Raw genomic sequence first — 24,284 nt, 5'->3', positions numbered from 1 at the left:
GACGAGGCGCCGCGCTGTCAGCGTCCGAGGAGCAGATTGACCTGCGTGCCGAGATCGCGGTCGACGGCGTCGGGATCGGCGATCACCGTGGACCCGGGCAGTTCGGTGGTGGGATCGGAGAAGATCGCGTACGTCTTGTCGCCGGTCAAGCGATGGAGCAGGAAGCCGGTGAGCACGGCACGGGTGCGTTCCTGCGTGCGCCGCTCCGCACCGCCCACACCGAGGGCGCCGAGCAGGCGGCGACCCTCGACGAGCCCTTCGTCGTCGGCCTTGTCGACCACGCGCAGCTGCACGTCGTCGCTGCCCCAGCCCCGGGCGACCGCGACGGCGTCGCTGGTCATCGACCCGATGCTCTTCTCTCCGACGAGGACGAGGCCCGGTGCCCGGACTCGGGCGGCCGCCTCGGACGCGGCGGGGGAGACGGGCGAGGGGTAGAGCGCAGCGACGGTCGCGACCTCGCGTCTCGCGGCGGCGAGCACCGCCGCACCCGCACCGGAGCCGTGGCCCACCAGCGCGAGCTTCGACGGGTGGACACTGATCCGCCCGGTGCCGAGACGCACGCCGGCGCAGATGTCGAGGGTGGTGAGCAGGTCGGTCGACAACCCGATCGCCGATGGCACCGGTCCGCGCTCGGTGTTGGGAGCCCCCACCACGATTCCCCAGGACGCGAGGTGCTCGAAGAGTTTCGTGTACTTGGTCACCCCGGTGAGCCAGCCGTGCCCGAACGCGATCGCGGGCAGGTCGAAACCTTCCGCGGGGGTGTACACCACACCCGGCTGACCGGCGAGCGCCAGGTCGCCGCGCAGCACCGTGTGCGGGCCGCGCCGGGAGAGTTCCTGAGCCAGTTTCTTGGGGTTCGCCGCCACGGCCTGAACGTTAGCGGATGGCGCCGCCCGCCGGGGTCGGTGCGTACCGGACGGCGTGCCTCGATGCAGGTGCGCGGCCCCACCGGTGTGTTGTTCCCGGGCGGGGGTCGACCAGTACCCTGCTAGGCATGTGCGGAATCGTGGGCTATGTCGGGCACCGTCGTGCTCTCGACGTCGTGGTGGAGGCGCTGCGGCGGATGGAGTACCGGGGTTACGACTCGGCGGGCGTCGCCATCCTGGACGGCAAGGGTGGTCTGGCCGTCGAGCGGAAGGCGGGGCGGCTGGTCAACCTGGAGGCCGAGCTCGCCGAGATCGGCGAAGAGCATTTCGCCGGGACCGCGGGGATGGGGCACACCCGGTGGGCCACCCACGGGCGTCCCACCGACCGCAACGCGCACCCGCATCGCGACGCGACCGGCAAGGTCGCGGTGGTGCACAACGGCATCATCGAGAACTTCGCGCCGCTGCGCGAGGAGCTCGAGAAGTCGGGTGTGGAACTGGCCAGCGACACCGACACCGAGGTCGCGGTGCACCTGGTGGCCCGCGCCTACGCGGAGGGCCCGACGGCGGGCAACTTCGTCGACAGCGCCCGCAGTGTGCTGCGCCGTCTGCAGGGTGCGTTCACGCTGGTCTTCGCCCACTCCGATCATCCGGGCACGATCGTGGCGGCCCGCCGGTCGACGCCGCTGGTCGTCGGGGTCGGCGACGGCGAGATGTTCATCGCCTCGGACGTCGCGGCGTTCATCGAGTTCACCCGTGACGCCGTCGAGCTCGGTCAGGACCAGGTGGTGGTGATCACCAACGACTCCTACGAGGTCACCGACTTCGAGGGCGACACCGACGTGGCGACACGTCCGTTCACCATCGACTGGGATCTCGCCGCCGCCGAGAAGGGCGGCCACGACTACTTCATGCTCAAGGAGATCGAGGAGCAGCCGGCGGCGGTCGCCGACACCCTGCGCGGTCACTTCGTCGACGGCTGCATCGTGCTCGACGAGCAGCGCCTGTCCGATCAGGAACTGCGCGACATCGACAAGGTGTTCGTCGTCGCGTGCGGCAGCTCGTACCACTCGGGCCTGGTCGCCAAGTACGCGATCGAGCACTGGACCCGGCTGCCCGTCGAGGTCGAGCTGGCCTCGGAGTTCCGTTACCGCGACCCGGTGCTCGACCGGTCCACGCTGGTCGTGGCGATCTCGCAGTCCGGGGAGACCGCCGACACGCTCGAGGCGGTCCGCCACGCCAAGGACCAGAAGGCGCGCGTGCTGGCGGTGTGCAACACCAACGGCGCGCAGATCCCCCGCGAGGCCGACGCGGTGCTCTACACCCGCACCGGCCCGGAGATCGGGGTGGCGTCGACGAAGGCGTTCCTGGCGCAGATGGCCGCGAACTACCTGGTGGGTCTGGCACTGGCGCAGGCGCGCGGTACGAAGTATCCCGACGAGGTGGCTCGCGAGTACCAGGACCTGGCGGCGATGCCGGAGAAGATCGCCGAGCTGCTGACCGGGATGGAGCCCGTGCGGGCGCTGGCGCGGGAGCTGTCGGCCTCGCCGGCCGTGCTGTTCCTCGGCCGGCACGTGGGTTATCCGGTGGCGCTCGAGGGCGCCCTCAAGCTCAAGGAACTGGCGTACATGCATGCCGAGGGCTTCGCCGCCGGTGAGCTCAAGCACGGCCCGATCGCGCTGATCGAGGACGGCCTGCCGGTCATCGTGGTGATGCCGTCGCCGAAGGGCCGCGCCGTACTGCACAGCAAGTTGCTCAGCAACATCCGGGAGATCCAGGCCCGCGGGGCGGTCACCGTCGTCATCGCCGAGGAGGGCGACGAGACGGTCCGGCCGTTCGCCGACCACCTCGTCGAGATCCCGTCGGCGCCGTCGCTGATGCAGCCGCTGCTGTCGACGGTGCCGCTGCAGGTCTTCGCCGCGGAAGTCGCACAGGCCCGCGGATACGACGTCGACAAGCCCCGCAACCTCGCCAAATCGGTCACCGTCGAATAGCGGCCCACCTGCCGCCGGTGCAGGAGGGCGGTGCAGGAGGAACGATGCGCAGTTATCACCCGTCCGAGGTGGTCCGTGGGGCGGAGGCCCCGCTGCTGGCGGCCCTTCCGGAAGGGACGCTCATGCGGCGGGCGGCCTACGGGCTCGCACGGGTCGTGGCCTCCGAGTTGCGCGAACGTACCGGTGGGATCGCCGGTCGGCGGGTGAGCCTGCTCGTCGGATCGGGCGACAACGGCGGCGACGCGCTGTGGGCGGGCGCCTTCCTGCGCCGCCGCGGCGTGTCCGTCACGGCGCTGCTGCTCGACCCCGACCGCGCCCATCCCGCAGGCCTGCGGGCGCTGCGGCGGGCCGGCGGCCGGGTCGTGCCGGCGACGAGCGACCACCTCGGCGATCCCGACATCGTGCTCGACGGGATCGTCGGCATCTCGGGCCGCGGGTCGCTGCGACCGGTCGCTGCCGCCCTCGTCGACGCGATCTCCGCGCCGATCGTCGCGGTCGACACACCCAGCGGCGTCGACCCCGACACGGGGGCGACGGACGGACCTGCGGTGACGGCCGCGGTGACCGTCACCTTCGGCGCCTGCAAACCGGTGCATGCCCTCGCTCCGACACAGTGCGGACGGGTCGAGCTCGTCGATATCGGACTCACCCTTCCCGAAGCGCGGCTGGTCGCGGCCGAACCGTCGGAGGTCGGCGCGATCTGGCCGGTTCCCGGCGCCGACGACGACAAGTACAGCCAGGGCGTGGTGGGTATCCGCGCGGGCAGCGCGAGATATCCGGGCGCCGGCGTGCTGTGCACGGGCGCGGCCGTCGCCGCGACCTCCGGCATGGTGCGCTACGCCGGGTCGGGTGCCTCCGAGGTGCTCGCGCGGTTCCCCGAAGTCGTCGTGTCACCCTCGGTGGCCGAGACCGGACGAGTGCAGGCCTGGGTCGTCGGCCCCGGTGCCGGTACAGACGACGAGGCCTGCGCGACCCTGCGCGACATCCTCGCCACCGACCTGCCGGTGCTCGTCGACGCCGACGGGCTGACTCTGCTCGCCCGCGTCCCCGATCTGGTGCAAGGACGGTCCGCGCCCACCCTGCTCACCCCGCACGCCGGCGAATTCACACGTCTGACCGGGAATCGTCCCGAACCGGACCGAGTCGGGGCGGTCCGTTCCCTCGCCGCCGACTGGGGTGTGCACGTGCTGTTCAAGGGCCGCGCGACGCTCGTGGCACGACCCGACGGGCATGTCTTCGTCAACGACGCGGGCGGCTCGTGGGCGTCGACCGCGGGCGCCGGCGACGTGCTGGCCGGCATCATCGGGTCTCTGCTCTCGTCGGGCATGCCGGTCGACCTGGCCGCGGCCGCCGGTGCACGGGCCCACGCACTCGCCGCGAACCTCGCCGCGCAGGACCCGAGCGGCTCCGGAGCGGCACCGATCTCGGCGAGCGCGATCCTCTCGCGCATCGGCGACTCGATTCGCCTGCTGCGCACCCATATTGCCGAATCGTGACGTGGCACACGGGGACGCGACGTCGGCGTCCGGCGGCGCAGTGGCAGGATCGACAGACGTGACCACGACCCAACGCACCCCGCGACCTGCACGTACCGTCCTTCCCCAAGCGGAAGCGGTCATCGATCTCGATGCCGTGGCGGAGAATGTGCGAGCGCTGCGGGAGTACGCGGGTCCGGCCGCGGTCATGGCCGTGGTCAAGGCCGACGCCTACAACCACGGAGCCGTTCCGGTGGCGCGGGCCGCGCTCACCGCGGGCGCCCGCGAGCTGGGTGTGACGACGCTCGGCGAGGCCCTCGAACTTCGCGCCGCGGGCATCGAGGCACCGATCCTGTCGTGGCTGCACACCGCGGACTCCGACTTCGCTCCCGCGGTGGAGGCCGGGATCGAACTGGGTCTGTCCTCACCACGGCACCTCGCGGCCGTCGTCGAGGCGGCCCGGCGGGTCGGCATCACTGCGACCGTCACCGTCAAGGTCGACACCGGCCTGAACCGCAACGGTGTGGCGGTCGACGAGTGGGGCGACATGCTCCGCGATCTCGGCCGGGCACAGGCCGAGGGTGTGGTGCGCCTGCGCGGTGCCTTCTCCCACCTCGCTCACGGCGACGAGCCCGAGCATCCGGGTAACGCCGAGCAGCGCGACCGGCTGAGCGAGGCCGTCGCGGATCTGCGGCGGCATTCCCTGGCACCGGAGGTGGTGCATCTGTCGAATTCCGCGGCCACCGTCACCCGCTCCGACCTGCGATTCGACATGGTTCGGCCCGGAATTGCGATGTACGGATTGACACCGATCCCGGAACTCGGCGACATGGGCTTCCGGCCGGTGATGACCGTACGGGCGAGGGTGGTGCTGGTGAAGAAGGTGAAGGCGGGGGACGGCGTGTCCTACGGGCACACCTGGACCGCTCCCGCGGATACGACGGTGGCGCTGTTGCCTCTGGGATACGCGGACGGCGTCCGCCGCAATCTCAGCGGGCGCATCGAGGTGCAGCTCGGCGGACGCCGGTGCCCGCAGATCGGGCGCGTGTGCATGGACCAGGTCGTCGTCGACCTCGGTCCCGACGGCGCCGGAGTAAGCGAGGGCGACGAAGCGTTGTTCTTCGGTGACGGGCGTCACGGAGAGCCGAACGCCCAGGACTGGGCCGACAAACTGGACACGATCAACTACGAGATCGTGACCGGGATCGGCGGACGGACGGTCCGGACCTACGTCGGGAGCGAAGGGAGCGTGACGGCATGTCCCTCGTGAGCAGGATGGGACTCCTCGGTGCGAGCCTCGTGACGCTCGCATCCTCGGCGGGTCTGTACGCGGTCAGGACTGCGGGAGCGCCTGCCCACGAGATCTACCGGAACGAGGACTTCGACGAGATCCTCCGGCTCCCGCGCCGGATCGTCACCACCGAGGACGGTGTCAGGCTCGTGGTCCGCGAGAGCGGCTCGGCCCTCGCTCCGCTCACCGTCGTGTTCGTCCACGGCTACTGCCTGCGGATGCAGTCCTGGCACCTGCAGTACCGGCATATGCGCGAACAATGGGGACGCGACGTGCGCGCCGTCTTCTACGACCAGCGTGGCCACGGTGAATCCGGCTTCTCCGGTTCGTCGAAGTGCACCATCGCGCAGCTGGGCCGCGACCTGGGCCGGGTGATCGACGAGGTCGCGCCTACCGGTCCGGTGGTCGTCGTGGGCCACTCGATGGGGGGCATGACCGCGATCGCCCTCGCGTCCCAGCGACCCGAACTGTTCGGCGACCGCATCGTGGGGGTCGGACTCCTGGCGACCACCGCGGCAGGCCTCAGCAAGACCGGTATCGGACGCAATCTCGAGAATCCGGTGATCGACGCGTTCCGTTATGCGGCGCGCACCGCCCCCGGTTTCGTGCAGTTCGCGCGCGGCGCCGCGCGTGCCGTCGTGACGCCGATCCTGCGGGCGGCGTCCTACGGCACGGTGGTGAGCCCGCGCCTGGCGCAGTTGTCCGACCGGATGCTCGACGAGACGTCGGTGCCGACCATCGTCAACTTCCTCCGCACCCTCGAACTTCACGACGAGTCCGCGGCACTGCCCGTCCTGGGCACCGTTCCCGTCCTGGTGCTCTCGGGGGACGCCGACATGGTCATCCCGTACGCGAGTTCCGAGGCGCTGGCGGACGAGCTGCCCGACGTCGAACTCGAGCGGGTGCGCGGTGCCGGGCACCTGGTCCAGCTCGAGTTCCCCGAGGTGGTCGACCGTGCGCTCGACCGTCTGATCCAACGCAGTTTCACGCGGGAAGCGACCGGAAGGCAGATCGCAAGTGGGTGAGTTGCAATCGAATGGGTCGTGGGTGGGTGAGCAGAGCATCGAACTGCCGACCGTGGAGGACACCGAGGCCTTCGGCCGCCGGCTCGCAGCGGAGTTGCGTGCCGGCGACCTCGTGGTGCTCGACGGCCCTCTCGGCGCGGGCAAGACGGCACTGACCCGGGGAATCGCCGCCGGTCTCGGAGTCGAGGGACGCGTGACGTCGCCGACCTTCGTCATTGCACGCGAACACCGGCCGGGCAGTCCGGAGGGCCGCGAACCGGTGGGGCTCGTCCACGTCGACGCCTACCGTCTCGGCGACGGGCCGGACGCCCTCGACGAACTCGACGCGCTCGACCTCGACACCGATCTGACCGACACGGTCGTGGTGGTCGAATGGGGTGGTGGCCTGGTCGAACAGCTCGCCGAACGGCATCTGCGGGTCCGGCTCCGGCGCGATCCGGGCACCGACGTCCGGCGTGCCGCCTGGGAGTGGGTGGGCTGACCCTCCGGAAGCCTCCGGAGCGCACTGCCTGTCGGTGGCTTCGGTCACTGCGCACCGACCGGGCAGTTCGCGCGGGGTAGGCTGATACATCGTGCTCGTGCTCGCCGTCGATACCGCCACCCCCGCCGTGACCTCGGGAGTCGTCCGTCTCGACCGCGGTCGAAGCGACGCCCGGCCCGAGGTGGTCGCCGCACGGGTCACCGACAATCCTCGAGCGCACGCCGAAGTCCTCACGCCGCAGATCCTCGAGTGCCTCGCCGAAGCCGGTGCCGCACCCTCGGATCTCGACGCGATCGTCGTCGGCATCGGTCCCGGCCCGTTCACCGGTCTCCGCGTCGGCATGGCCACCGCCGCCGCCTTCGGCGATGCTCTCGGAATCCCCGTGCACGGTGTGTGCAGCCTCGATGCGATCGCCGCCGACGTCCACCGCGAACACGGTGCGGACGACGATCTGCTCGTGGTCACCGATGCCCGTCGTCGCGAGATCTACTGGTCGCGCTATTCCGGCGGTCGCCGGATCGATGGACCCGAGGTGCGCAAGCCCGCCGACGTGCCCGCGGAGCCGTCGGTGCGTGTCGCCGGATCGCCGTCGCATGTCGCGCTGTTCGACCTTCCGGAGGTGGACGTGCAGAGCCCGTCCCCGGCAGGACTGGTGGCCGTCGCCGCCGACGCCCTGCGCGCGGGTACCGAACCGGCTCCGCTCGTTCCCCTGTACCTGCGCCGGCCCGACGCGGTGGAGACCGCGAACCGTCGAGCATGAACGCGACCCCCGAGGAGAACACGGCCGCCGGCGACGCGGTCGTCATCGATGCGCTGCGTCCGGAGGATGCGCCGCGCTGCGCCGAACTCGAGCAGATCCTGTTCCCCGGCGACGACCCGTGGAGTGCGGATGCCTTCCGTTCGGAGCTGGCGTCGCCCCACAACCGCTACTTCGCCGCGCGCGACCCGCAGGGGCGCCTGATCGGTTACGCGGGGCTCGCGCGCCTCGGTACAGCGATCGGACCCGAGTCCGAGGTGCACACCATCGGCGTGGATCCCGCGGCGCGCCGCCGGGGGATCGGCGGGGCCCTGCTGGACGAGTTGCTGGCCGTGGCCGACCGCTGGGGAGGGCCGGTCTTCCTCGAGGTGCGCACCGACAACGACCCGGCGATCGCCCTGTACCGGCGCGAGGGCTTCGAGATCGTCGGAACCAGGAAGCGTTACTACCAGCCGAGCGGCGCGGACGCGTACACGATGCGTCGTCCGGATCCGCGAGAGGAGTCACCGGCGTGAGCACCACCAGTTCCCGATTCGAGCTGCCCGAGTGTCCCGTCGTGATGGGCATCGAGAGTTCGTGCGACGAGACCGGTGTCGGCATCGTCCGCTGGGTGGGCGACGGCACCCTCGAGCTGATGGCCGACGCGGTGGCGTCGAGTGTCGACGAGCATGCCCGATTCGGTGGTGTGGTGCCGGAGATCGCGTCGCGCGCCCACCTCGAGGCGATGGTGCCGACCATGCGGCGTGCGCTGGACGAAGCGGGGCTCGAGAAGCCGGACGCGGTGTGCGTGACGATCGGCCCCGGTCTCGCCGGGGCACTGCTCGTCGGTGTCGCGGCGGCCAAGGCCTACGCGGCGGCATGGAACGTGCCGTTCTTCGCGATCAACCACCTCGCGGGTCATGTCGCGGTCGACACCCTCGAACACGGGCCGATGCCGCCCTGCGTGGCGCTGCTCGTCTCCGGTGGCCACACCCATCTGCTGCACGTCGAACATCTCGGCAAGCCCATCGTCGAACTCGGCACGACCGTCGACGACGCCGCCGGTGAGGCCTTCGACAAGGTCGCCCGTCTGCTGGGGCTCGGCTACCCGGGGGGTCCCGAGGTCGACCGGCTGGCCCGCGAGGGCGATCCCACCGCGGTCGTCTTCCCCCGGGGTATGACCGGTCCGCGCGACGCACGCCACGACTTCTCGTTCTCCGGTCTCAAGACCGCGGTCGCCCGGTTCGTCGAAGCCAGGGAACGCGCGGGCGAGCCGGTGCCGGTCGCCGATGTCGCCGCGGGTTTCCAGGAGGCGGTGGCGGACGTGCTCACCATGAAGGCGGTACGGGCCGCGCAGGATCTCGGTGTCGACACGCTCGTCCTCGGTGGTGGAGCGACAGCCAACAGCCGACTGCGCGAGCTCGCCGAGGAGCGTTGTGCCGCCGCCGGGATCACCCTGAGGGTGCCCCGACCGAAGCTGTGCACCGACAACGGCGTCATGATCGCGTCGCTGGGTGCGCACCTCATCGCTGCGGGGGCGCAGCCCTCCTCGCTGGGAGCCGCGACGGATCCGGGTCTGTCGGTGTCGGTCTCGCAGGTGGTGGCCTGAGCCTTCCGATCGGGTCGTCCGGGCTCAGGTGGGGGCGATCGCCGAGGTGCCTGCTCCTGTCGTGGTCTCCGCTGACGTGCTCTCCTCCGTGACCGGCGCGATCGTCGAGGACGGCGACGCACCGGTGAGGGACGCGGCCGGCGACTCGACCGGTGACGTGCTCGACGGTGGCGTCGGGCTCACCCCGGTCCCCGGTTCGGTGGTCTCCGGATCGGTGGGAGCCGGGCTGGGGGTTGCCGGCGGAGTGCTCGGTTCGGTAGTGACCGGGGCCGGGGTGACCGGAGCTGTCGTGTCGGGGGCCGAGGTGTCGGGTGCCGTCGTGTCCGGGCTCGGCGTGGTCTCGGAACCCGGCGTCGTCGACGGCCGCGTGGTGTCGAATTCCTCCCCCGCGGACAATCCGGGTGTCGGCACCTGATCGATCGGCGTGGGCGTCACGGTGGTGCTCGGCGACTCGGGCACGGTGGGCCACGTCTCGCGGGTGGCCGGAGCGGTGTGCTCGACGGTCGGCAGCGGCCACGGGACCGTCGTCGGCGCGAGGATGTCCTCGGCGTCGCGGGACGTCACGGGTTCGGGCGGCGGGTCGTGGGACGGGATGCCCGTCTCACTCGGGCCGGCCTCCTGTGTAGGGACGGCTCCGCTGGTGAAGCGCGGCGACACCCGGGCGTCGGTGCTCTCGCGGCCGGTGAAGTGCTGGGTGGCGAAACCGGCCATGATCGCGCTGAGTACCAGCAGCCCGGCGACCGCGCCGGAGACGCGGCCCGAGGATCTGTTCCCGGTGTTCGGCAGTGCGCCGACCACGGCGTATCCGGTGGAGGAGGGGGAGTCGCCCGACAGCGCCGCGCCGATCGCGGCGGCCGCTGCCGGCTCGGGGACGGTGATGATCTCGCCGTCGAAATCCGCCGAGACGGCTGTGGCGAGCGCGGGGGAGGCGGCTGCGCCGCCGACGAGTGCCATCGTGTCGGGCACCGGATCGGTGCTCGAGCAGATGCGCCGAGTGAAGACTGCGGCCTCGGCCGCGAGTTCGGCGGTCAGTTCGTCCAGTTCCGCGCGGGTGAGGGTGACGGACGCGTCGGGGCCGGCCTCGGCGATGTCGATGCGGGTCGACGACGCGGTGGCGAGAGCCTCCTGGGCGCCCTGGCACCGGGCGGCGAGCAGTTCGGGGTCGATCTGCCGACGGGTGCGCATCCGTTCGGTGGCGGTGCGGACGTGATCGAGAACACGGGCGGCCAGGGCGTTGCCGCCGACGGTCTCGGTGCGTGCGGACCGCAGCAGGGTGCCGGTCTCCCGATCGAGAACGGAGACGGTCGTGCCGGTGGCTCCCATGTCGACGAGCGCGATCGCGCCGGGTTCGCGACGGACCCCCACGGTGTAGAGGTATTCGAGTGCGGCGGTGGTCTCCGGAACGAGGCGGACCATGTGGCCCGTCCGCTCCGCAGCCATGCGGATCTCGGTCGCCTGTTCCTCGGTGCGGTATGCGACGGTGACGGTGTCGGGGGTACCCGACCCCCGGGAGGACGTGAGCGAGACGGCGTCGAAGACGAGATCGCCGAGATCGCGGCCGGGCTGGGCTTCGGCGGCGAGTCTGCGGAATTCCGTTGTGGGCGCGGTTGCAGCGTCGACGCGCAGGGCCGAGCCGACGCCGGAGGCGCCGACAGAGATGCCGAGCGACGTGGGCATTGTTCACCTTCCGTGCGTGATCGACGACCAGGCGGTCGGCGCCCTACCTCAGCTGAGGTCACCGAACGATCACGCTCATCGGTTTCCGTTATTCAACCGTAACATAGCGTCGGGTTTTGTGCAGGTCGGCGTGTTTGCACCCGTTGCCCTTGAGCGCTGGCACTCGCGTGTATAGAGTGCTAGTGACACCGAGCGCCGGCCCGGCACCCGCGACGACGGGACGCGTGCGGAGTCACCGTGATGACTGAACACACCCGTGTTCGAGAACAACGATTCTCGGACCCCAATACCCCTGAAAGTGGAGGGCTCATCGTGGCGAGCGTGAACATCAAGCCGCTCGAGGACAAGATCCTCGTCCAGGCCAACGAGGCCGAGACGACGACTGCCTCCGGCCTGGTCATCCCGGACACGGCGAAGGAGAAGCCCCAGGAGGGCACCGTCGTCGCCGTCGGCCCCGGCCGCTGGGACGAAGATGGCGACAAGCGCATCCCGCTGGACGTCAAGGAAGGCGACGTCGTCATCTACAGCAAGTACGGCGGAACCGAGATCAAGTACGCCGGCGAGGAGTACCTGATCCTGTCTGCGCGCGACGTCCTGGCTGTCGTCGCCAAGTAGGCCGCTTGCATTCCGCCCCGGTGTCCCGTTTCGGACCCGGGGCGGAATACGTTGGGGAACATCCGAGTCCAGGAGTAGTCGCAGAACATGTCCAAGCAAATCGAGTTCAACGAGACCGCGCGGCGGGCTCTCGAGCGCGGCGTCGACCAGCTGGCCGACGCCGTCAAGGTGACGCTCGGCCCGCGTGGCCGGCACGTCGTGCTCGCCAAGGCCTTCGGTGGTCCGACCGTCACGAACGACGGTGTGAGCATCGCCCGGGAGATCGAGCTGGAGGATCCTTTCGAGAACCTCGGCGCCCAGCTCGTCAAGAGTGTCGCGACCAAGACCAACGACGTTGCGGGTGACGGCACCACCACCGCCACCGTTCTGGCGCAGGCACTGGTCAAGGCCGGCCTGAAGAACGTTGCCGCAGGCGCCAATCCGATCTCGCTCGGAGCCGGTATCGCCCAGGGGGCGGACAAGGTGAGCGAGGCCCTGCTCGCGGCCGCCACCCCCGTCGAGGGCAAGACCGCCATCGCGCAGGTCGCCACCGTGTCCTCGCGCGACGAGGAGATCGGCGAGATGGTCGGCGAGGCGCTGACCCGAGTCGGGAAGAACGGTGTCGTCACCGTCGAGGAATCCTCCACGCTGCACACCGAACTGGTCGTCACGGAGGGCGTGCAGTTCGACAAGGGCTTCCTCTCGCCCTACTTCATCACGGACATCGAGGCGCAGGAGGCCGTCCTCGAGGACGCGCTCGTCCTGCTCTACCGCGAGAAGATCACCTCGCTTCCCGATTTCCTTCCGCTCCTCGAGAAGATCGCAGAGTCCGGTAAGCCGGTTGTGATCATCGCCGAGGACATCGAGGGTGAGCCGCTGTCGACTCTCGTGGTCAACGCGATCCGCAAGACCCTCAAGGCCGTTGCCGTCAAGGCTCCGTACTTCGGTGATCGCCGGAAGGCGTTCCTCGAGGACCTCGCCGTCGTCACCGCGGGCACGGTCATCAATTCCGATCTGGGTCTGTCCCTCAAGGAGGCCGGACTCGATCTGCTCGGTTCGGCCCGCCGCGTCGTCGTGACCAAGGACAGCACCACGATCGTCGACGGTGCCGGCACGGCCGAGGACATCGAGGCGCGTGCGGCCCAGCTGCGTCGCGAGATCGAGGCCACCGATTCCGACTGGGACCGCGAGAAGCTCGAAGAGCGCCTGGCGAAGCTCGCCGGTGGCGTCGCCGTCATCCGCGTGGGTGCGGCGACCGAGACGGATCTGAAGGAACGCAAGTTCCGCGTCGAGGACGCCGTCAACGCTGCGAAGGCGGCCATCGAGGAGGGCATCGTCCCCGGTGGCGGTTCGGCTCTCGTGCAGGCCGCGCGTTCGCTCGAAGAGCTCCAGGCCTCTCTCTCCGGTGACGCCGCGACGGGCGTCGCCGCCCTGCGTACCGCGCTCACCGCACCGCTGTACTGGATCGCCGCCAACGCGGGCGTCGACGGTGCGGTGGTCGTGAGCAAGGTGGGGGAGAGCGGACAGGGCTTCAACGCCGCGACCCTCTCGTACGGCGACCTCGTAGCCGAGGGCGTCGTCGACCCGGTGAAGGTGACGCGCTCGGCCGTCGTGAACGCCGCGTCGGTGGCGCGCATGGTGCTCACCACCGAGAGCGCCGTCGTCGACAAGCCGGAAGAAGCAGCCGAGGCCGGACACGGCCACGGACACGCCCACTGAGCGACCGGGCACGCCTACGGGCCCGTCGTCCGGGCCCGTAGGCCGCACCGGACGTGGAAGCCGTTCCGGGTGGTACGAACACAGCGAGGCCCCGCAAGGAATGTTCGCATTCCCTGCGGGGCCTCCGTCGTGTCGGCGCATGCTCGCAGTCGCATCGTCACGGTCCTGTCACCGCACGGTCACGACCGTGCGGGCGTTGTCACGGGACCGGTGACGGTCTCACACCGCAACCTTCCGCCGCCGTTGCCTCGTGTACATCTCGCGCTCGGTCTCCGACATGCCACCCCAGATCCCGTACGGTTCGGCGACCGCCAAGGCGTGGTCGCGGCAGCGGGCCAGCACGGGGCAGGTGCGGCACAGCTCCTTCGCGCGGTTCTCCCGCTGGGCACGTGCACGACCGCGCTCACCGTCGGGGTGGAAGAACACGGAGGAGTCGACACCACGACACTTGCCGTGCATCTGCCAATCCCAGAGGTCCGCGTTGGGGCCGGGCAGTGTGTGTGGTGCAGGCATGGAGCACTCCTTTGCAGCAAGCTCGCGTGTGTGGGCGAGCGGACCGTGGACACATCGGTATTCCCGCTGTGATCCGAATCAAACAAACTCACCGTAGGATCTGTATCGATTCGTCGTCAATATTTTCGATGAGTGGGATAGTCCATAACCGGAAGTCCAAGATTTAACTGCGAGAATATTTACTTTCGCCAGAAGTCATGCGTGGGCCCCGTGAAACGGGAGCAATCGGAGGCGCCCTCCGTGCCGGATGTGGGTCCAACGGCTCTTACTCGCTGGTAACAGGGCTTCCGAGGGTGGGTGAGGCCCTTTCTTGCGCTCGGGGCGCCGCGACTGCACGCTACATGCAGCACGTATGTTTAATCCGATGTTTAACAAAATGTTCGGAAATCGCTTCGGGGGAGCGCTGCGTTCCAATAGTCGAGACTATTTGCGCTCCCGGTGAGAATTTCTCCGGCAAATGCCCGGCTCTGCCTCGGCAGCCTCTGCCTTCCACCGGGATCCGGGAGTGCGATGATTCCGCGATGGCATCTTCCGACCGCCGGTCGTATACGACCGCGAGCACGTCCGACCGCCACGCGGTCCTGGTTTCTGCGGCCTTCGGCCCCACGCCGGGACTGCATCCGTTGCCGGCCGCCCACGGGCCGGAACAGAGCTGGTTGCGCGCTGTCGCACTGGGTGGGCAGGGACGCTATGCCGCTGCACGCGCCGAGCTCGCCCGGGTACGGGGAAGCGGTGGAGTGTGGTCGTCGTCGGCAGCAAGCACCGAGGCCTCCCTGCTCCGGCAGCTGGGCGGTCATCGCCTCGCCTCCGCATCGGACGGGCGCGCACTCGCTGAGGCGAGTGCGCTGCGGCGCGGGTCCGAGCGGGTCCTCGGCGTGTGGTGCGATGCCGCGACCGGGCTTGCCGCCGATGCACTCGGGCGAGGTCGCCTCCCCGTGTGCGGATACCTCCTCGACCGATGCGCATCCGCCCTGGACGCCGCCGAAGCGGAGGCCGGTGAGCGGGCCTTCGTGCGGCAACGGATCCGGCTCGCATGGGTCGGGGCCGAATCCGCTCTCGCCGCAGGGGACTTCACCCGTGCCCGCAGTCACGCGGACCGCGCCGTGGAACTGGCGGACGGATTCGGGTCGATCCGGCACGGGGTGAAATCCGATCTCGTCAGGGCGGCCTCGCTGACCGGACTGCCCGACCGTGGCCCGGCGACGACGCTGGCCGCCGATGTTCTCGCGCGCGCGGAGGAACACGGGCTGATCCCGTTGCAATGGGCGGCGGCGATGCTCCTCGTCGGACTGGGCACCGGAGACGATGCGGGTCGTGGCCGTGGCGTCGATGCGGGTCGTGGCCGTGACGTCGATGCGGGTCGCGTCCGTGACTTCTGCGCGACCGTCATCGGGCGGCGTGGTGGCCGGTTCGTGACCCCGTCCGCTCGCTGAGTTCCGTTTGCGCGCGGGGGGTGGCCCGATCGGTCGGTCACTGTAGTTACTCTGGGGGTGTTCCACGGTCAGGTGGAATCCCGCCCGGGGGGGTGGTGCCGACTGTAACGCCAGGACTTGCGCAATCGATGACTGTTATGGGTGAGGAGCTGGACTCCGCGGTTGCTGCGGCTGCACAGGGCGACCGGGCGGCTCTCGCTCAGGTTCTTGCAAGTGTCCGGCCCCTCGTCGTGCGGTATTGCCGCGCTCGGGTCGGATCTGCAGAGCGCGGCCAGCTCTCTGCAGACGACGTTGCACAGGAGGTGTGCCTGGCTGTGATGACCGCTCTGCCGAGATATCAGGACCAAGGCCGCCCTTTCATGGCCTTCGTATACGGAATTGCTGCTCACAAGGTCGCCGATGCGCACCGTAGTGCAGCCCGCAACCGTGCGGAACCGGTGGCGGATGTGCCGGAGGTGATGTCGCTCGACGACAGCCCGGAGGAATACGCGATCAACTCCGAGGCGGGCCGGCAGATGAAGCAGTTGCTGGCCATCCTGCCCGAGAAGCAACGCGAGATTCTCATCCTCCGTCTCGTCATGGGGTTGTCGGCCGAGGAGACGGCCGCAGCGGTGGGCAGTACTGCAGGAGCGATCAGGGTGGCCCAGCACCGGGCCATCGCGAGACTCAAGAAGGAAGTCACGAGAGCAGGTGAGCGGAATGGGTAGGGGGCGTTTTTCGGGCGACGGCTTCGACGACGAGTTTCCCGACGACGAAACCTCCGTGGACCTCGCCGCCGTGCGTCGTGACGACACGCTGATCGATGCGATCGCGGGCAACGGGCTGGTCGAGACGAAGGACACCGAGGAGTACGAACTCGCCACTCTGCTCGCCGACTGGCGTGCGGAGATCTTGGCCGATCCGATGCCTGCCGGCCCCGACCTCGACGAAGTGGTGGCCGCCGTCCATCGCGAACTGGGGACGCGGGAAACGCTCACCGCAGCGCCGGAGGTACCTCCGCTGCGCCCGAGATCGAGGGGGCAACTGCGGTTGCTCCGTCCCCTCGCAGGTGCAGCAGCGCTCGTCGCCGTCGCCGTCGGCGCCGCGACCGCGGTGTCCTACGGAGCCGAACCCGGCGACCCCTTGTGGGGCGTCAAGCAGGTCGTCTTCAGCGAGCAGGCGCAATCCACCGAGGCCCGGATCGACACCACTTCGACCCTGCAGCGTGCCGAGCAGCTGATCGCCGAGGGCAATGCGGAAGAAGCTCGCGAGTTGCTGACCTCAGCGGAGTCCCGCTCGGGCGACGTCCGGGACGCCCAGGAGCGCGACGCGCTCGGAGACTGGCTGCACCGTCTCGCCGATGAACTCGGCAAGATGATGCCGCAGCTTCCTCCACCGCCGGTCCCCGCGGTGCCCGCGGTGCCGGCGCCCGGTGTTGTCGTTCCTCCGCCGGCCACGGCTCCCGGCACGGAAGGGCAGCTGCCTGCCCCGTCGACCGGTGCGGAAAGCGGCACGACCGTGCCGCCCACTACCACGACGGTGCCTCCGACCATCCTGCAAGCGCCGCCGCCGGTGTCGAACACCACGACGCCGTCGCCGACCGCGCCGCCGCCACCGTCGAGCACGCCGGCTCCGTCGGTGCCCAGCGAGCCTCCTCCGCCCACCTCCGCTTCTCCGACTTCCGTTCCGACGACGACGGCATCGTCGCCGCGTCCGACGCAGAACGGACCGGGAACAGATCTCGCTCCGGCGTCCGTGACCTTCTCGGAAGGCGGCTAGAAGTACGAACGAACCCGGGCCCGGCAGCACATGCTGCCGGGCCCGGGTTCGTTCGTGGAAGTGCCGTGATGCGTGGTCCGCGTGGGACGGGGTAGGTCAGGAGTCCATACCGTAGGGATCGACGGGCAGGGCCTCGTTCATGGACGCGTCCGCGTACCCGCGGCAGTAGTCCCAGGTGACGTAGGCGTCGGGAGAGGGATCGAAGGCCGGCTCGTGCGGTCTGACGGTGCCGTCGACGAGCAACTGGAGCAGGTTGGCTCGCAGCATGTCCCAGTCGTGGTAGTGGTCCTGGTGGCAGTCCTCGCAGCACACCACGAGTCCGCGGACGCCGCGGGGAGCCAGCAGCGCCTCGTAGACGGCCAGGTCTGCGAGGTCCTCTTCCACCGCGAGTCGCTCCGCAGGATCCAGGGGCTGGCCCGGCTCGATCGCGTCCAGTGCTGCGGACGGATCGTCGGGGTCTCCTGCGAACGGGTCCGGTGGGAGTCCGGGAGGCAACTGATCACGCACGACTCCACGGTACGCAGACCGAGGGGGTCTGCGCCAGCGGTCGCCAGGGGACACGCCGTGAAATCACAGGACGTGATGTGACGAACATCGGGGAACAGGGTGGTAGCCGAGCTTGTTCCCAGGAACAGATAACATGGACAGGTGCGTGCCGCTCTCCATCCGCCCGTCGGTGCGACGAGCGCGCACAGCCTTCATTCATTCCTGCTGCCGGACGGTTCTCCCGTCCGCTCCCATCGACTGTCACGGAGGGTCCGAACCGCATGAGTAGTACCGGAGGGCGCGTGCACACCGGCGGTGACGACCCGAACAAGGTCGCGATGCTGGGTCTGACCTTCGACGACGTGCTGCTGCTTCCCGCGGCTTCCGACGTCGTCCCGAGTCAGGTCGACACGTCGAGTCAGCTCACCCGTGAGATCCGTCTGCGGATCCCGCTGGTCAGCTCGGCAATGGACACCGTCACCGAGTCCCGCATGGCCATCGCGATGGCGCGGGCCGGCGGCATGGGCGTGCTGCACCGCAACATGCCGGCCGAGGTGCAGGCCGCGCAGGTCGAGACCGTCAAGAGGTCGGAGGCCGGCATGGTCACCGACCCGGTCACCTGCAAGCCGAGCGACACGCTGGCCGAGGTCGACGCGAAGTGCGCGCGATTCCGCATCTCGGGTCTGCCGGTGACCGACGACGCGGGCCAGCTCGTCGGCATCATCACCAACCGCGACATGCGGTTCGAGGTCGACCAGAACCGCCCGGTCGCCGAGGTCATGACGAAGGCCCCGCTCGTCACCGCCCGCGAGGGTGTCACCGCGGAGGCCGCGCTCGGTCTCCTGCGTCGCCACAAGATCGAGAAGCTGCCGATCGTGGACGGTCAGGGCAAGCTCACCGGTCTGATCACCGTCAAGGATTTCGTCAAGACCGAGCAGCACCCCAACGCCACGAAGGACCGCGACGGCCGCCTGCTCGTCGGCGCCGCCGTGGGTGTCGGCGACGACTCCTGGACCCGCGCCATGACGCTGGTCGATGCCGGAGCCGACGTCCTCGTCGTCGACAGCGCCCACGGCCACTCGGCAAACGTGCTGTCGATGATCTCCAAGCTCAAGAGCGAGGTCGGCGACCGCGTGCAGATCATCGGCGGCAACGTCGCGACCCGCGCGGGCACCGAGGCGCTCATCGGCGCCGGTGTCGACGCGGTCAAGGTCGGTATCGGCCCCGGCTCGATCTGCACCACGCGTGTCGTCGCGGGTGTCGGCGCGCCGCAGATCACGGCGATCCTCGAAGCGTCCACGGTGGCGCGCGCCCACGGTGTGCCGGTCATCGCCGACGGCGGTATGCAGTTCTCCGGCGACGTCGCCAAGGCCCTGGCGGCCGGTGCGTCCACCGCGATGCTCGGTTCGCTGCTCGCCGGCACCACCGAGTCCCCGGGTGAGCTGATCCTGGTCAACGGCAAGCAGTTCAAGAGCTATCGCGGCATGGGTTCGCTCGGCGCGATGCAGAGCCGCGGCGAGGCCAAGTCCTACTCGAAGGACCGCTACTTCCAGGACGACGTGCTCTCCGAGGACAAGCTCGTGCCCGAGGGCATCGAGGGACGCGTGCCGTTCCGCGGTCCGCTGCAGCAGGTCACGCACCAGCTCATCGGTGGTCTGCGCGCAGCGATGGGCTACACCGGCGCGACGACGATCGAGCGGCTGCAGGAGGCGCAGTTCGTGCAGATCACCGCCGCCGGCCTCAAGGAGAGCCACCCGCACGACATCACGATCACCGCCGAGGCACCGAACTACGTGGTCCGGTAGTTTTCGCGTCCGCAGCAGGGTCCCGTTCCGAGTAGGACGGGAGCATCGTCCAAGAGGAGAAAGGGGCGCGCGTGCGCGACCTCGTTGAAATCGGCATGGGTCGCACGGCCCGACGTACGTACGAACTGAGTGACGTGGACATCGTCCCGTCGCGCCGGACGCGTTCGTCGAAGGAGGTGTCGACGGCCTGGCAGATCGACGCCTACCGTTTCGACATCCCGGTGCTGGCTCACCCCACCGATGCGCTGGTGTCGCCCACCTTCGCGATCGAGCTGGGCAAGGCCGGCGGTCTCGGCGTCATCAACGGTGAGGGCCTGTGGGGTCGTCATGCCGATGTCGACGCCGTCGTCTCCCGTCTCGCGGAGGTCGCGAGCACGGATCCGCGCGCGGCCGTCCGCTACCTGCAGGAACTGCACGCGGCTCCGCTGCAGGGCGATCTGCTGGCCGCCGCCGTCGCACAGGTGCGGGATGCGGGTGTCACCACCGCGGTCCGCGTCAGCCCGCAGAACGCGCGCACGCTCACGCCCGAACTCGTGAAGGCGGGTATCGATCTCCTCGTCGTCCAGGGCACCATCATCTCGGCCGAGCACGTGGCCCACGGTGAGGACGAGCCGCTGAACCTCAAGACGTTCATCTCGGAGCTCGACGTGCCGGTCATCGCCGGTGGTGTCAGCGACCACCGCACCGCGCTGCACCTGATGCGCACGGGTGCGGCCGGTGTCATCGTCGGCTTCGGCTCCACGAAGCAGGCGACCACCACGTCCTCCTCGCTCGGCATCGGCATCCCGATGGCCACCGCCATCGCCGACGCCGCTGCGGCCCGGCGCGACTACCTCGACGAGACCGGGGGGCGCTACGTCCACGTGCTCGCCGACGGCGACATCGAAACCGCGGGCGACCTCGCGAAGGCGATCGCGTGCGGCGCCGACGCCGTCGTGCTCGGGGCACCGCTGGCCCTCGCCGAGGAGGCGGCCGGCCGGGGATGGTACTGGCCGTCCGTGGCCGGACATCCGTCGATGCCGCGCGGTGCTGCCGTCCGGATCGCCCAGGACGGACGCCCGGGCCTCGGCCGGGTGCTGTTCGGTCCGTCCGACGATCCGTCGGGCTCGCTCAATCTCGTCGGTGGTCTGCGTCGCTCGATGGCGAAGGCCGGATACTCGGACCTGAAGGAATTCCAGAAGGTCGGTCTGTCGGTCCGCGGATAGAGCGGACTCTCTTCTCGGCACTTCCTGGTGGCCGGTCACAGCGTCGGACGACGCGGTGACCGGCCACCGGCGTTCGTGCAGTTCTTTTCGTGCAACTTCCCGTAACGGGTAGAGTCGGGTCTGTGCCTGTAGTCACACCGCCGAGGTGCATACTGGCCGGTAACAACTCTCGTCGCTGGAGGTTCCATGGGTAGGCAACGGGTCACGGACTACGACGTCCTGATCGTCGGTTCGGGTTTCGGTGGGAGCGTCACGGCGTTGCGCCTCGTCGAAAAGGGCTACAAGGTCGGCGTTCTCGAGGCCGGTCGCCGCTACGCCGACGCCGACTTCGCGAAGACGAGCTGGGACCTGCGACGCTTCTTGTGGGCTCCGAAGCTGGGCTGCTTCGGCATCCAGCGCGTCCACCTGCTGCGCGACTGCCTGATCCTCGCCGGTGCAGGCGTGGGCGGTGGGTCGCTGAACTATGCCAACACCCTCTACAAGCCCCCGATGCAGTTCTTCGAGGACCGTCAGTGGGCCCACATCACCGACTGGCACGACGAGCTGAGCCCCTACTACGACCAGGCGAAGCGGATGCTCGGTGTGGTGCAGTACGGCCGGATGACCGACGCCGACAAGGTGATCAAGTCGGTGGCCGACGACATGGGTGTCGGCGACACCTTCATTCAGACGCCCGTGGGCGTGTTCTTCGGCGAACCCGGCCGCACGGTGGCCGACCCCTACTTCGGTGGCGCGGGCCCCGACCGCACCGGCTGCATCGAGTGCGGCGAGTGCATGACGGGATGCCGTCACGGGGCGAAGAACACCCTCGTGAAGAACTACCTGGGTCTTGCCGAGCGGGCGGGAGCCGAGATCCTCCCCTCGACCACCGTCACCGACCTCCGCCAGGCAGCCGACGGCACGTGGGACGTGATCACCGAACGTACCGGCGCCTGGGTCCGCAAGGGGCGGCGCACCTACACGGCCGCGCACGTCGTCCTCGCGGCCGGAACGTGGGGAACGCAGCATCTGCTGCACCATCTCAAGGACACCGGGGCGTTGCCCGAGCTCTCCGACAAGGTCGGCGAACTGACCCGCACCAACTCCGAATCCATCGTCGGCGCAGGCAAGATGAGTGTCGATCCCGATATGAACCTCACCGACGGGGTGGCCATCACCTCCTCGTTCCACCCGACGCCCGACACCCACATCGAACCGGTGCGTTACGGCAAGGGCTCCAACGCGATGGGGTTGCTGCAGACGCTCATGACCGACGGCGACGGGCGCACCCCGCGCTGGGTGAAGTTCCTCGGGGAGGTCGTGAGGAACCCGGTGAAGATGCTCCGGATGCTCTCGGTGCACCGGTGGAGCGAGCGCACCATCATCGCTCTGGTGATGCAGAACCTCGACAACTCCATCACGACCTACACGACCAAGGGTCTGTTCGGTCGGCGCAAGGTGACCAGCAAGCAGGGGCACGGACAGCCGAACCCCACGTGGATCCCGGCCGGCAACGAGGCGACGCGCCGCATGGCCGAGAAGATCGACGGTGTCGCAGGCGGAACGTGGGGTGAGATCTTCAACATCCCGCTCACCGCGCACTTCCTCGGCGGCGCGGTGATCGGGTCCGATCCCGAACACGGGGTCATCGATCCCTACCAGCGCGTGTACGGCTATCCGACGCTGAGCGTCGTCGACGGCGCGGCGGTCTCCGCGAACCTCGGTGTGAACCCGTCGCTCACCATCGCGGCGCAAGCCGAACGCGTTGCGGCGTTGTGGCCCAACAAGGGTGAGGACGACCAGCGTCCCGCGCAGGGGCAGCCGTACCGTCGCGTCGCGCCGGTCGAACCGAAGAACCCCGTGGTGCCCGTCGACGCGCCCGGTGCGTTGCGTCTGCCGGTCGTCGGGATCACGCACAGCGGCGTCGCGTAGCGACCAGCAGAGAGACCGGATGAGCGGCCGCGTCGGGATCACCCGGCGCGGCCGCTTAGACTGTTCGAGTGTCGTCGCAAAGCCAGCAGTCCAGACCGGTCGTCGTCGTCGATTTCGGAGCCCAGTACGCGCAGCTGATCGCTCGCCGCGTACGTGAGGCCAATGTCTACTCGGAGGTCGTGCCGCACACGGCCGGTGTCGAGGAGATCGCAGCGAAGAACCCGCGCGCAGTGGTGCTGTCCGGCGGCCCTGCGAGCGTGTACGAGGAGGGCGCACCGCGCCTCGATCCCACACTGTTCGACCTCGACGTCCCCGTCTTCGGCATCTGCTACGGCTTTCAGGCCATGGCGCAGGCGCTCGGCGGCACGGTCGCGCACACCGGTTCGCGCGAGTACGGCCGCACCGAACTGTCGGTGGCCGGTGGCGTGCTGCACGACGGCCTCCCCGAGACGCAGCCCGTCTGGATGAGCCACGGCGACGGTGTCACCGAGGCGCCCGAGGGCTTCGAGGTCACGGCGACCAGCGCCGGTGCTCCGGTCGCGGCATTCGAGGACCGGGCCCGCCGCCTCGCCGGCGTCCAGTACCACCCCGAGGTGCTGCATTCGCCCCACGGCCAGCAGGTGCTCAGCCGGTTCCTGCACGACATCGCCGGCATCCCGGGCGACTGGACCGCCGCGAACATCGCCGACGCGCTCGTCGAGCAGGTCCGCGAGCAGATCGGCGACGGTCGTGCCATCTGCGGTCTGTCCGGTGGTGTCGACTCCGCCGTGGCCGCCGCGCTGGTGCAGCGTGCCATCGGTGATCGCCTGACCTGTGTGTTCGTCGACCACGGCCTGATGCGTGAAGGCGAACGGCAGCAGGTCGAGAAGGACTTCGTCGCCGCGACCGGTGCCCGTCTGATCACCGTCGACGCGTCCGAGACGTTCCTGCGCGAGCTCGCCGGCGTCACCGACCCCGAGACCAAGCGCAAGATCATCGGCCGCGAGTTCATCCGCTCCTTCGAGGGCGCGGTCGCCGAGGTGCTCGGTGAGGGTGCCGACAAGGGCGAGACCGTGAAGTTCCTCGTGCAGGGCACCCTGTATCCGGACGTCGTGGAGTCCGGCGGCGGTTCCGGCACCGCGAACATCAAGAGCCACCACAACGTCGGTGGGCTTCCCGAAGACCTCGAGTTCGAGCTCGTCGAGCCGCTGCGCCTGCTGTTCAAGGACGAGGTGCGTGCGGTCGGACGTCAGCTCGGTCTGCCCGAGGAGATCGTCGGACGCCAGCCGTTCCCCGGCCCCGGTCTCGGCATCCGCATCATCGGCGAGGTCACCCGCGAGCGTCTCGAGATCCTGCGCCGCGCCGACTCGATCGCCCGGGAGGAGCTCACCTCCGCCGGTCTCGACGGGCAGATCTGGCAGTGCCCGGTCGTGCTGCTCGCCGACGTCCGCAGCGTGGGCGTGCAGGGCGACGGCCGCACCTACGGTCACCCGATCGTGCTGCGTCCGGTGTCGAGCGAGGACGCGATGACCGCCGACTGGACGCGCCTGCCCTACGAGACCCTCGAGCGGATCTCCACTCGCATCACCAACGAGGTGGCGGAGGTCAACCGCGTGGTGCTCGACGTGACGAGCAAGCCCCCGGGAACCATCGAGTGGGAGTGATCCCCGCTCGTGTGACCGAGTGGGAGTGATCCCCGCTCGTGTGACCGAGTGGGAGTGATCCCC

The 24,284-nt window shown here is 69.5% G+C and carries 21 protein-coding genes; 17 read left to right on the top strand and 4 right to left on the bottom strand.

The genetic code is table 11. From position 1 onward, the window contains the following. Window positions 1-17 precede the first annotated feature (17 nt). The gene (locus tag EQ874_RS08225; protein WP_064063822.1) at window positions 18-866 is read right to left on the bottom strand and encodes a hypothetical protein; all 849 of its coding nucleotides are present in this window, start codon (window positions 864-866) and stop codon (window positions 18-20) included. Between the two features lie 128 nt (window positions 867-994). Between EQ874_RS08225 and glmS the strand changes: the two genes are divergently transcribed. The 8 genes from glmS to tsaD all read left to right on the top strand — a co-directional run bounded on the left by glmS (window position 995) and on the right by tsaD (window position 9,477). Next, window positions 995-2,860, top strand: a complete 1,866-nt coding sequence (gene glmS / locus EQ874_RS08220; protein WP_129976475.1) for a glutamine--fructose-6-phosphate transaminase (isomerizing) — start codon at window positions 995-997, stop codon at window positions 2,858-2,860. A gap of 44 nt (window positions 2,861-2,904) precedes the next feature. Next, the gene (locus EQ874_RS08215; RefSeq protein ID WP_129976474.1) at window positions 2,905-4,356 is read left to right on the top strand and encodes an NAD(P)H-hydrate dehydratase; all 1,452 of its coding nucleotides are present in this window, start codon (window positions 2,905-2,907) and stop codon (window positions 4,354-4,356) included. 58 nt (window positions 4,357-4,414) lie between these two features. Beyond that, complete coding sequence (gene alr, locus EQ874_RS08210) at window positions 4,415-5,605, top strand: alanine racemase (protein ID WP_129976473.1); 1,191 nt, start codon at window positions 4,415-4,417, stop codon at window positions 5,603-5,605. After that, window positions 5,593-6,651: an alpha/beta hydrolase gene (locus EQ874_RS08205; RefSeq protein ID WP_129976472.1), complete on the top strand. Its 1,059-nt coding sequence runs from the start codon at window positions 5,593-5,595 to the stop codon at window positions 6,649-6,651. The genes alr and EQ874_RS08205 overlap by 13 nt, the downstream gene beginning before the upstream one ends. Before the next feature lie 22 nt (window positions 6,652-6,673). After that, the gene (gene tsaE / locus EQ874_RS08200; protein ID WP_084421696.1) at window positions 6,674-7,132 is read left to right on the top strand and encodes a tRNA (adenosine(37)-N6)-threonylcarbamoyltransferase complex ATPase subunit type 1 TsaE; all 459 of its coding nucleotides are present in this window, start codon (window positions 6,674-6,676) and stop codon (window positions 7,130-7,132) included. Window positions 7,133-7,223: 91 nt separating this feature from the next. Continuing rightward, the gene (gene tsaB, locus EQ874_RS08195; RefSeq protein ID WP_064063827.1) at window positions 7,224-7,892 is read left to right on the top strand and encodes a tRNA (adenosine(37)-N6)-threonylcarbamoyltransferase complex dimerization subunit type 1 TsaB; all 669 of its coding nucleotides are present in this window, start codon (window positions 7,224-7,226) and stop codon (window positions 7,890-7,892) included. Beyond that, window positions 7,889-8,404, top strand: coding sequence for a ribosomal protein S18-alanine N-acetyltransferase (rimI, locus tag EQ874_RS08190; RefSeq protein WP_064063828.1), 516 nt, complete (start codon window positions 7,889-7,891; stop codon window positions 8,402-8,404). Before tsaB ends, rimI begins: the two co-directional genes overlap by 4 nt. A 44-nt stretch (window positions 8,405-8,448) precedes the next feature. Next, a complete protein-coding gene (gene tsaD / locus EQ874_RS08185; RefSeq protein WP_064063883.1) occupies window positions 8,449-9,477 on the top strand; it encodes a tRNA (adenosine(37)-N6)-threonylcarbamoyltransferase complex transferase subunit TsaD in 1,029 nt (342 codons plus the stop codon). 24 nt (window positions 9,478-9,501) lie between these two features. On the opposite strand, the gene EQ874_RS08180 is transcribed toward tsaD, so the two are convergent. Continuing rightward, the gene (locus tag EQ874_RS08180; RefSeq protein ID WP_129976471.1) at window positions 9,502-11,154 is read right to left on the bottom strand and encodes an Hsp70 family protein; all 1,653 of its coding nucleotides are present in this window, start codon (window positions 11,152-11,154) and stop codon (window positions 9,502-9,504) included. 312 nt (window positions 11,155-11,466) lie between these two features. Here EQ874_RS08180 and groES point away from each other — a divergent pair, with 312 nt between their 5' ends. Both groES and groL read left to right on the top strand, forming a co-directional pair. Continuing rightward, window positions 11,467-11,769 (top strand): co-chaperone GroES, encoded by a 303-nt coding sequence (gene groES, locus EQ874_RS08175; RefSeq protein WP_006550071.1) that lies wholly within the window; start codon window positions 11,467-11,469, stop codon window positions 11,767-11,769. An 87-nt stretch (window positions 11,770-11,856) separates the two neighbouring features. After that, the gene (gene groL / locus EQ874_RS08170) at window positions 11,857-13,467 is read left to right on the top strand and encodes a chaperonin GroEL (RefSeq protein WP_016934255.1); all 1,611 of its coding nucleotides are present in this window, start codon (window positions 11,857-11,859) and stop codon (window positions 13,465-13,467) included. Window positions 13,468-13,686: 219 nt separating this feature from the next. Here groL and EQ874_RS08165 read toward each other — a convergent pair whose 3' ends face one another. Continuing rightward, entirely contained in the window at window positions 13,687-13,980 is a 294-nt protein-coding gene (locus EQ874_RS08165) for a WhiB family transcriptional regulator (protein ID WP_006550073.1), read from the bottom strand. A gap of 521 nt (window positions 13,981-14,501) precedes the next feature. On the opposite strand from EQ874_RS08165, the gene EQ874_RS08160 reads away from it, so the two are divergent. The 3 genes from EQ874_RS08160 to EQ874_RS08150 all read left to right on the top strand — a co-directional run bounded on the left by EQ874_RS08160 (window position 14,502) and on the right by EQ874_RS08150 (window position 17,171). Beyond that, on the top strand, window positions 14,502-15,413 hold the full coding sequence (locus EQ874_RS08160; protein ID WP_129976470.1) for a hypothetical protein: 912 nt from the start codon (window positions 14,502-14,504) through the stop codon (window positions 15,411-15,413). Between the two features lie 128 nt (window positions 15,414-15,541). After that, window positions 15,542-16,120 (top strand): sigma-70 family RNA polymerase sigma factor, encoded by a 579-nt coding sequence (locus tag EQ874_RS08155; RefSeq protein WP_026003555.1) that lies wholly within the window; start codon window positions 15,542-15,544, stop codon window positions 16,118-16,120. Further along, window positions 16,113-17,171 (top strand): anti-sigma-D factor RsdA, encoded by a 1,059-nt coding sequence (locus tag EQ874_RS08150; RefSeq protein WP_129976469.1) that lies wholly within the window; start codon window positions 16,113-16,115, stop codon window positions 17,169-17,171. Before EQ874_RS08155 ends, EQ874_RS08150 begins: the two co-directional genes overlap by 8 nt. Window positions 17,172-17,267: 96 nt before the next feature. Here the strand turns inward: EQ874_RS08150 and EQ874_RS08145 are convergent, their stop codons facing one another. Next, on the bottom strand, window positions 17,268-17,678 hold the full coding sequence (locus EQ874_RS08145; protein WP_016934277.1) for a DUF5319 domain-containing protein: 411 nt from the start codon (window positions 17,676-17,678) through the stop codon (window positions 17,268-17,270). A 260-nt stretch (window positions 17,679-17,938) separates the two neighbouring features. Between EQ874_RS08145 and guaB the strand changes: the two genes are divergently transcribed. The 4 genes from guaB to guaA all read left to right on the top strand — a co-directional run bounded on the left by guaB (window position 17,939) and on the right by guaA (window position 24,221). Next, the gene (gene guaB / locus EQ874_RS08140; RefSeq protein ID WP_064063832.1) at window positions 17,939-19,462 is read left to right on the top strand and encodes an IMP dehydrogenase; all 1,524 of its coding nucleotides are present in this window, start codon (window positions 17,939-17,941) and stop codon (window positions 19,460-19,462) included. 71 nt (window positions 19,463-19,533) lie between these two features. Further along, complete coding sequence (locus EQ874_RS08135; protein WP_129976468.1) at window positions 19,534-20,667, top strand: GuaB3 family IMP dehydrogenase-related protein; 1,134 nt, start codon at window positions 19,534-19,536, stop codon at window positions 20,665-20,667. Between the two features lie 186 nt (window positions 20,668-20,853). After that, complete coding sequence (locus tag EQ874_RS08130) at window positions 20,854-22,578, top strand: GMC family oxidoreductase (RefSeq protein WP_129976467.1); 1,725 nt, start codon at window positions 20,854-20,856, stop codon at window positions 22,576-22,578. Window positions 22,579-22,646: 68 nt separating this feature from the next. Next, on the top strand, window positions 22,647-24,221 hold the full coding sequence (guaA, locus tag EQ874_RS08125) for a glutamine-hydrolyzing GMP synthase (RefSeq protein ID WP_129976466.1): 1,575 nt from the start codon (window positions 22,647-22,649) through the stop codon (window positions 24,219-24,221). Window positions 24,222-24,284 lie beyond the last annotated feature (63 nt).

The organism is Rhodococcus sp. Q1 (assembly GCF_004153645.1).
GTDB classification, from domain to species: Bacteria; Actinomycetota; Actinomycetes; order Mycobacteriales; family Mycobacteriaceae; genus Rhodococcus; species Rhodococcus gordoniae.
The sequence above is the reverse complement of the archived record's forward strand: the minus strand, read 5'-3'. Positions and strand labels throughout refer to the sequence as shown.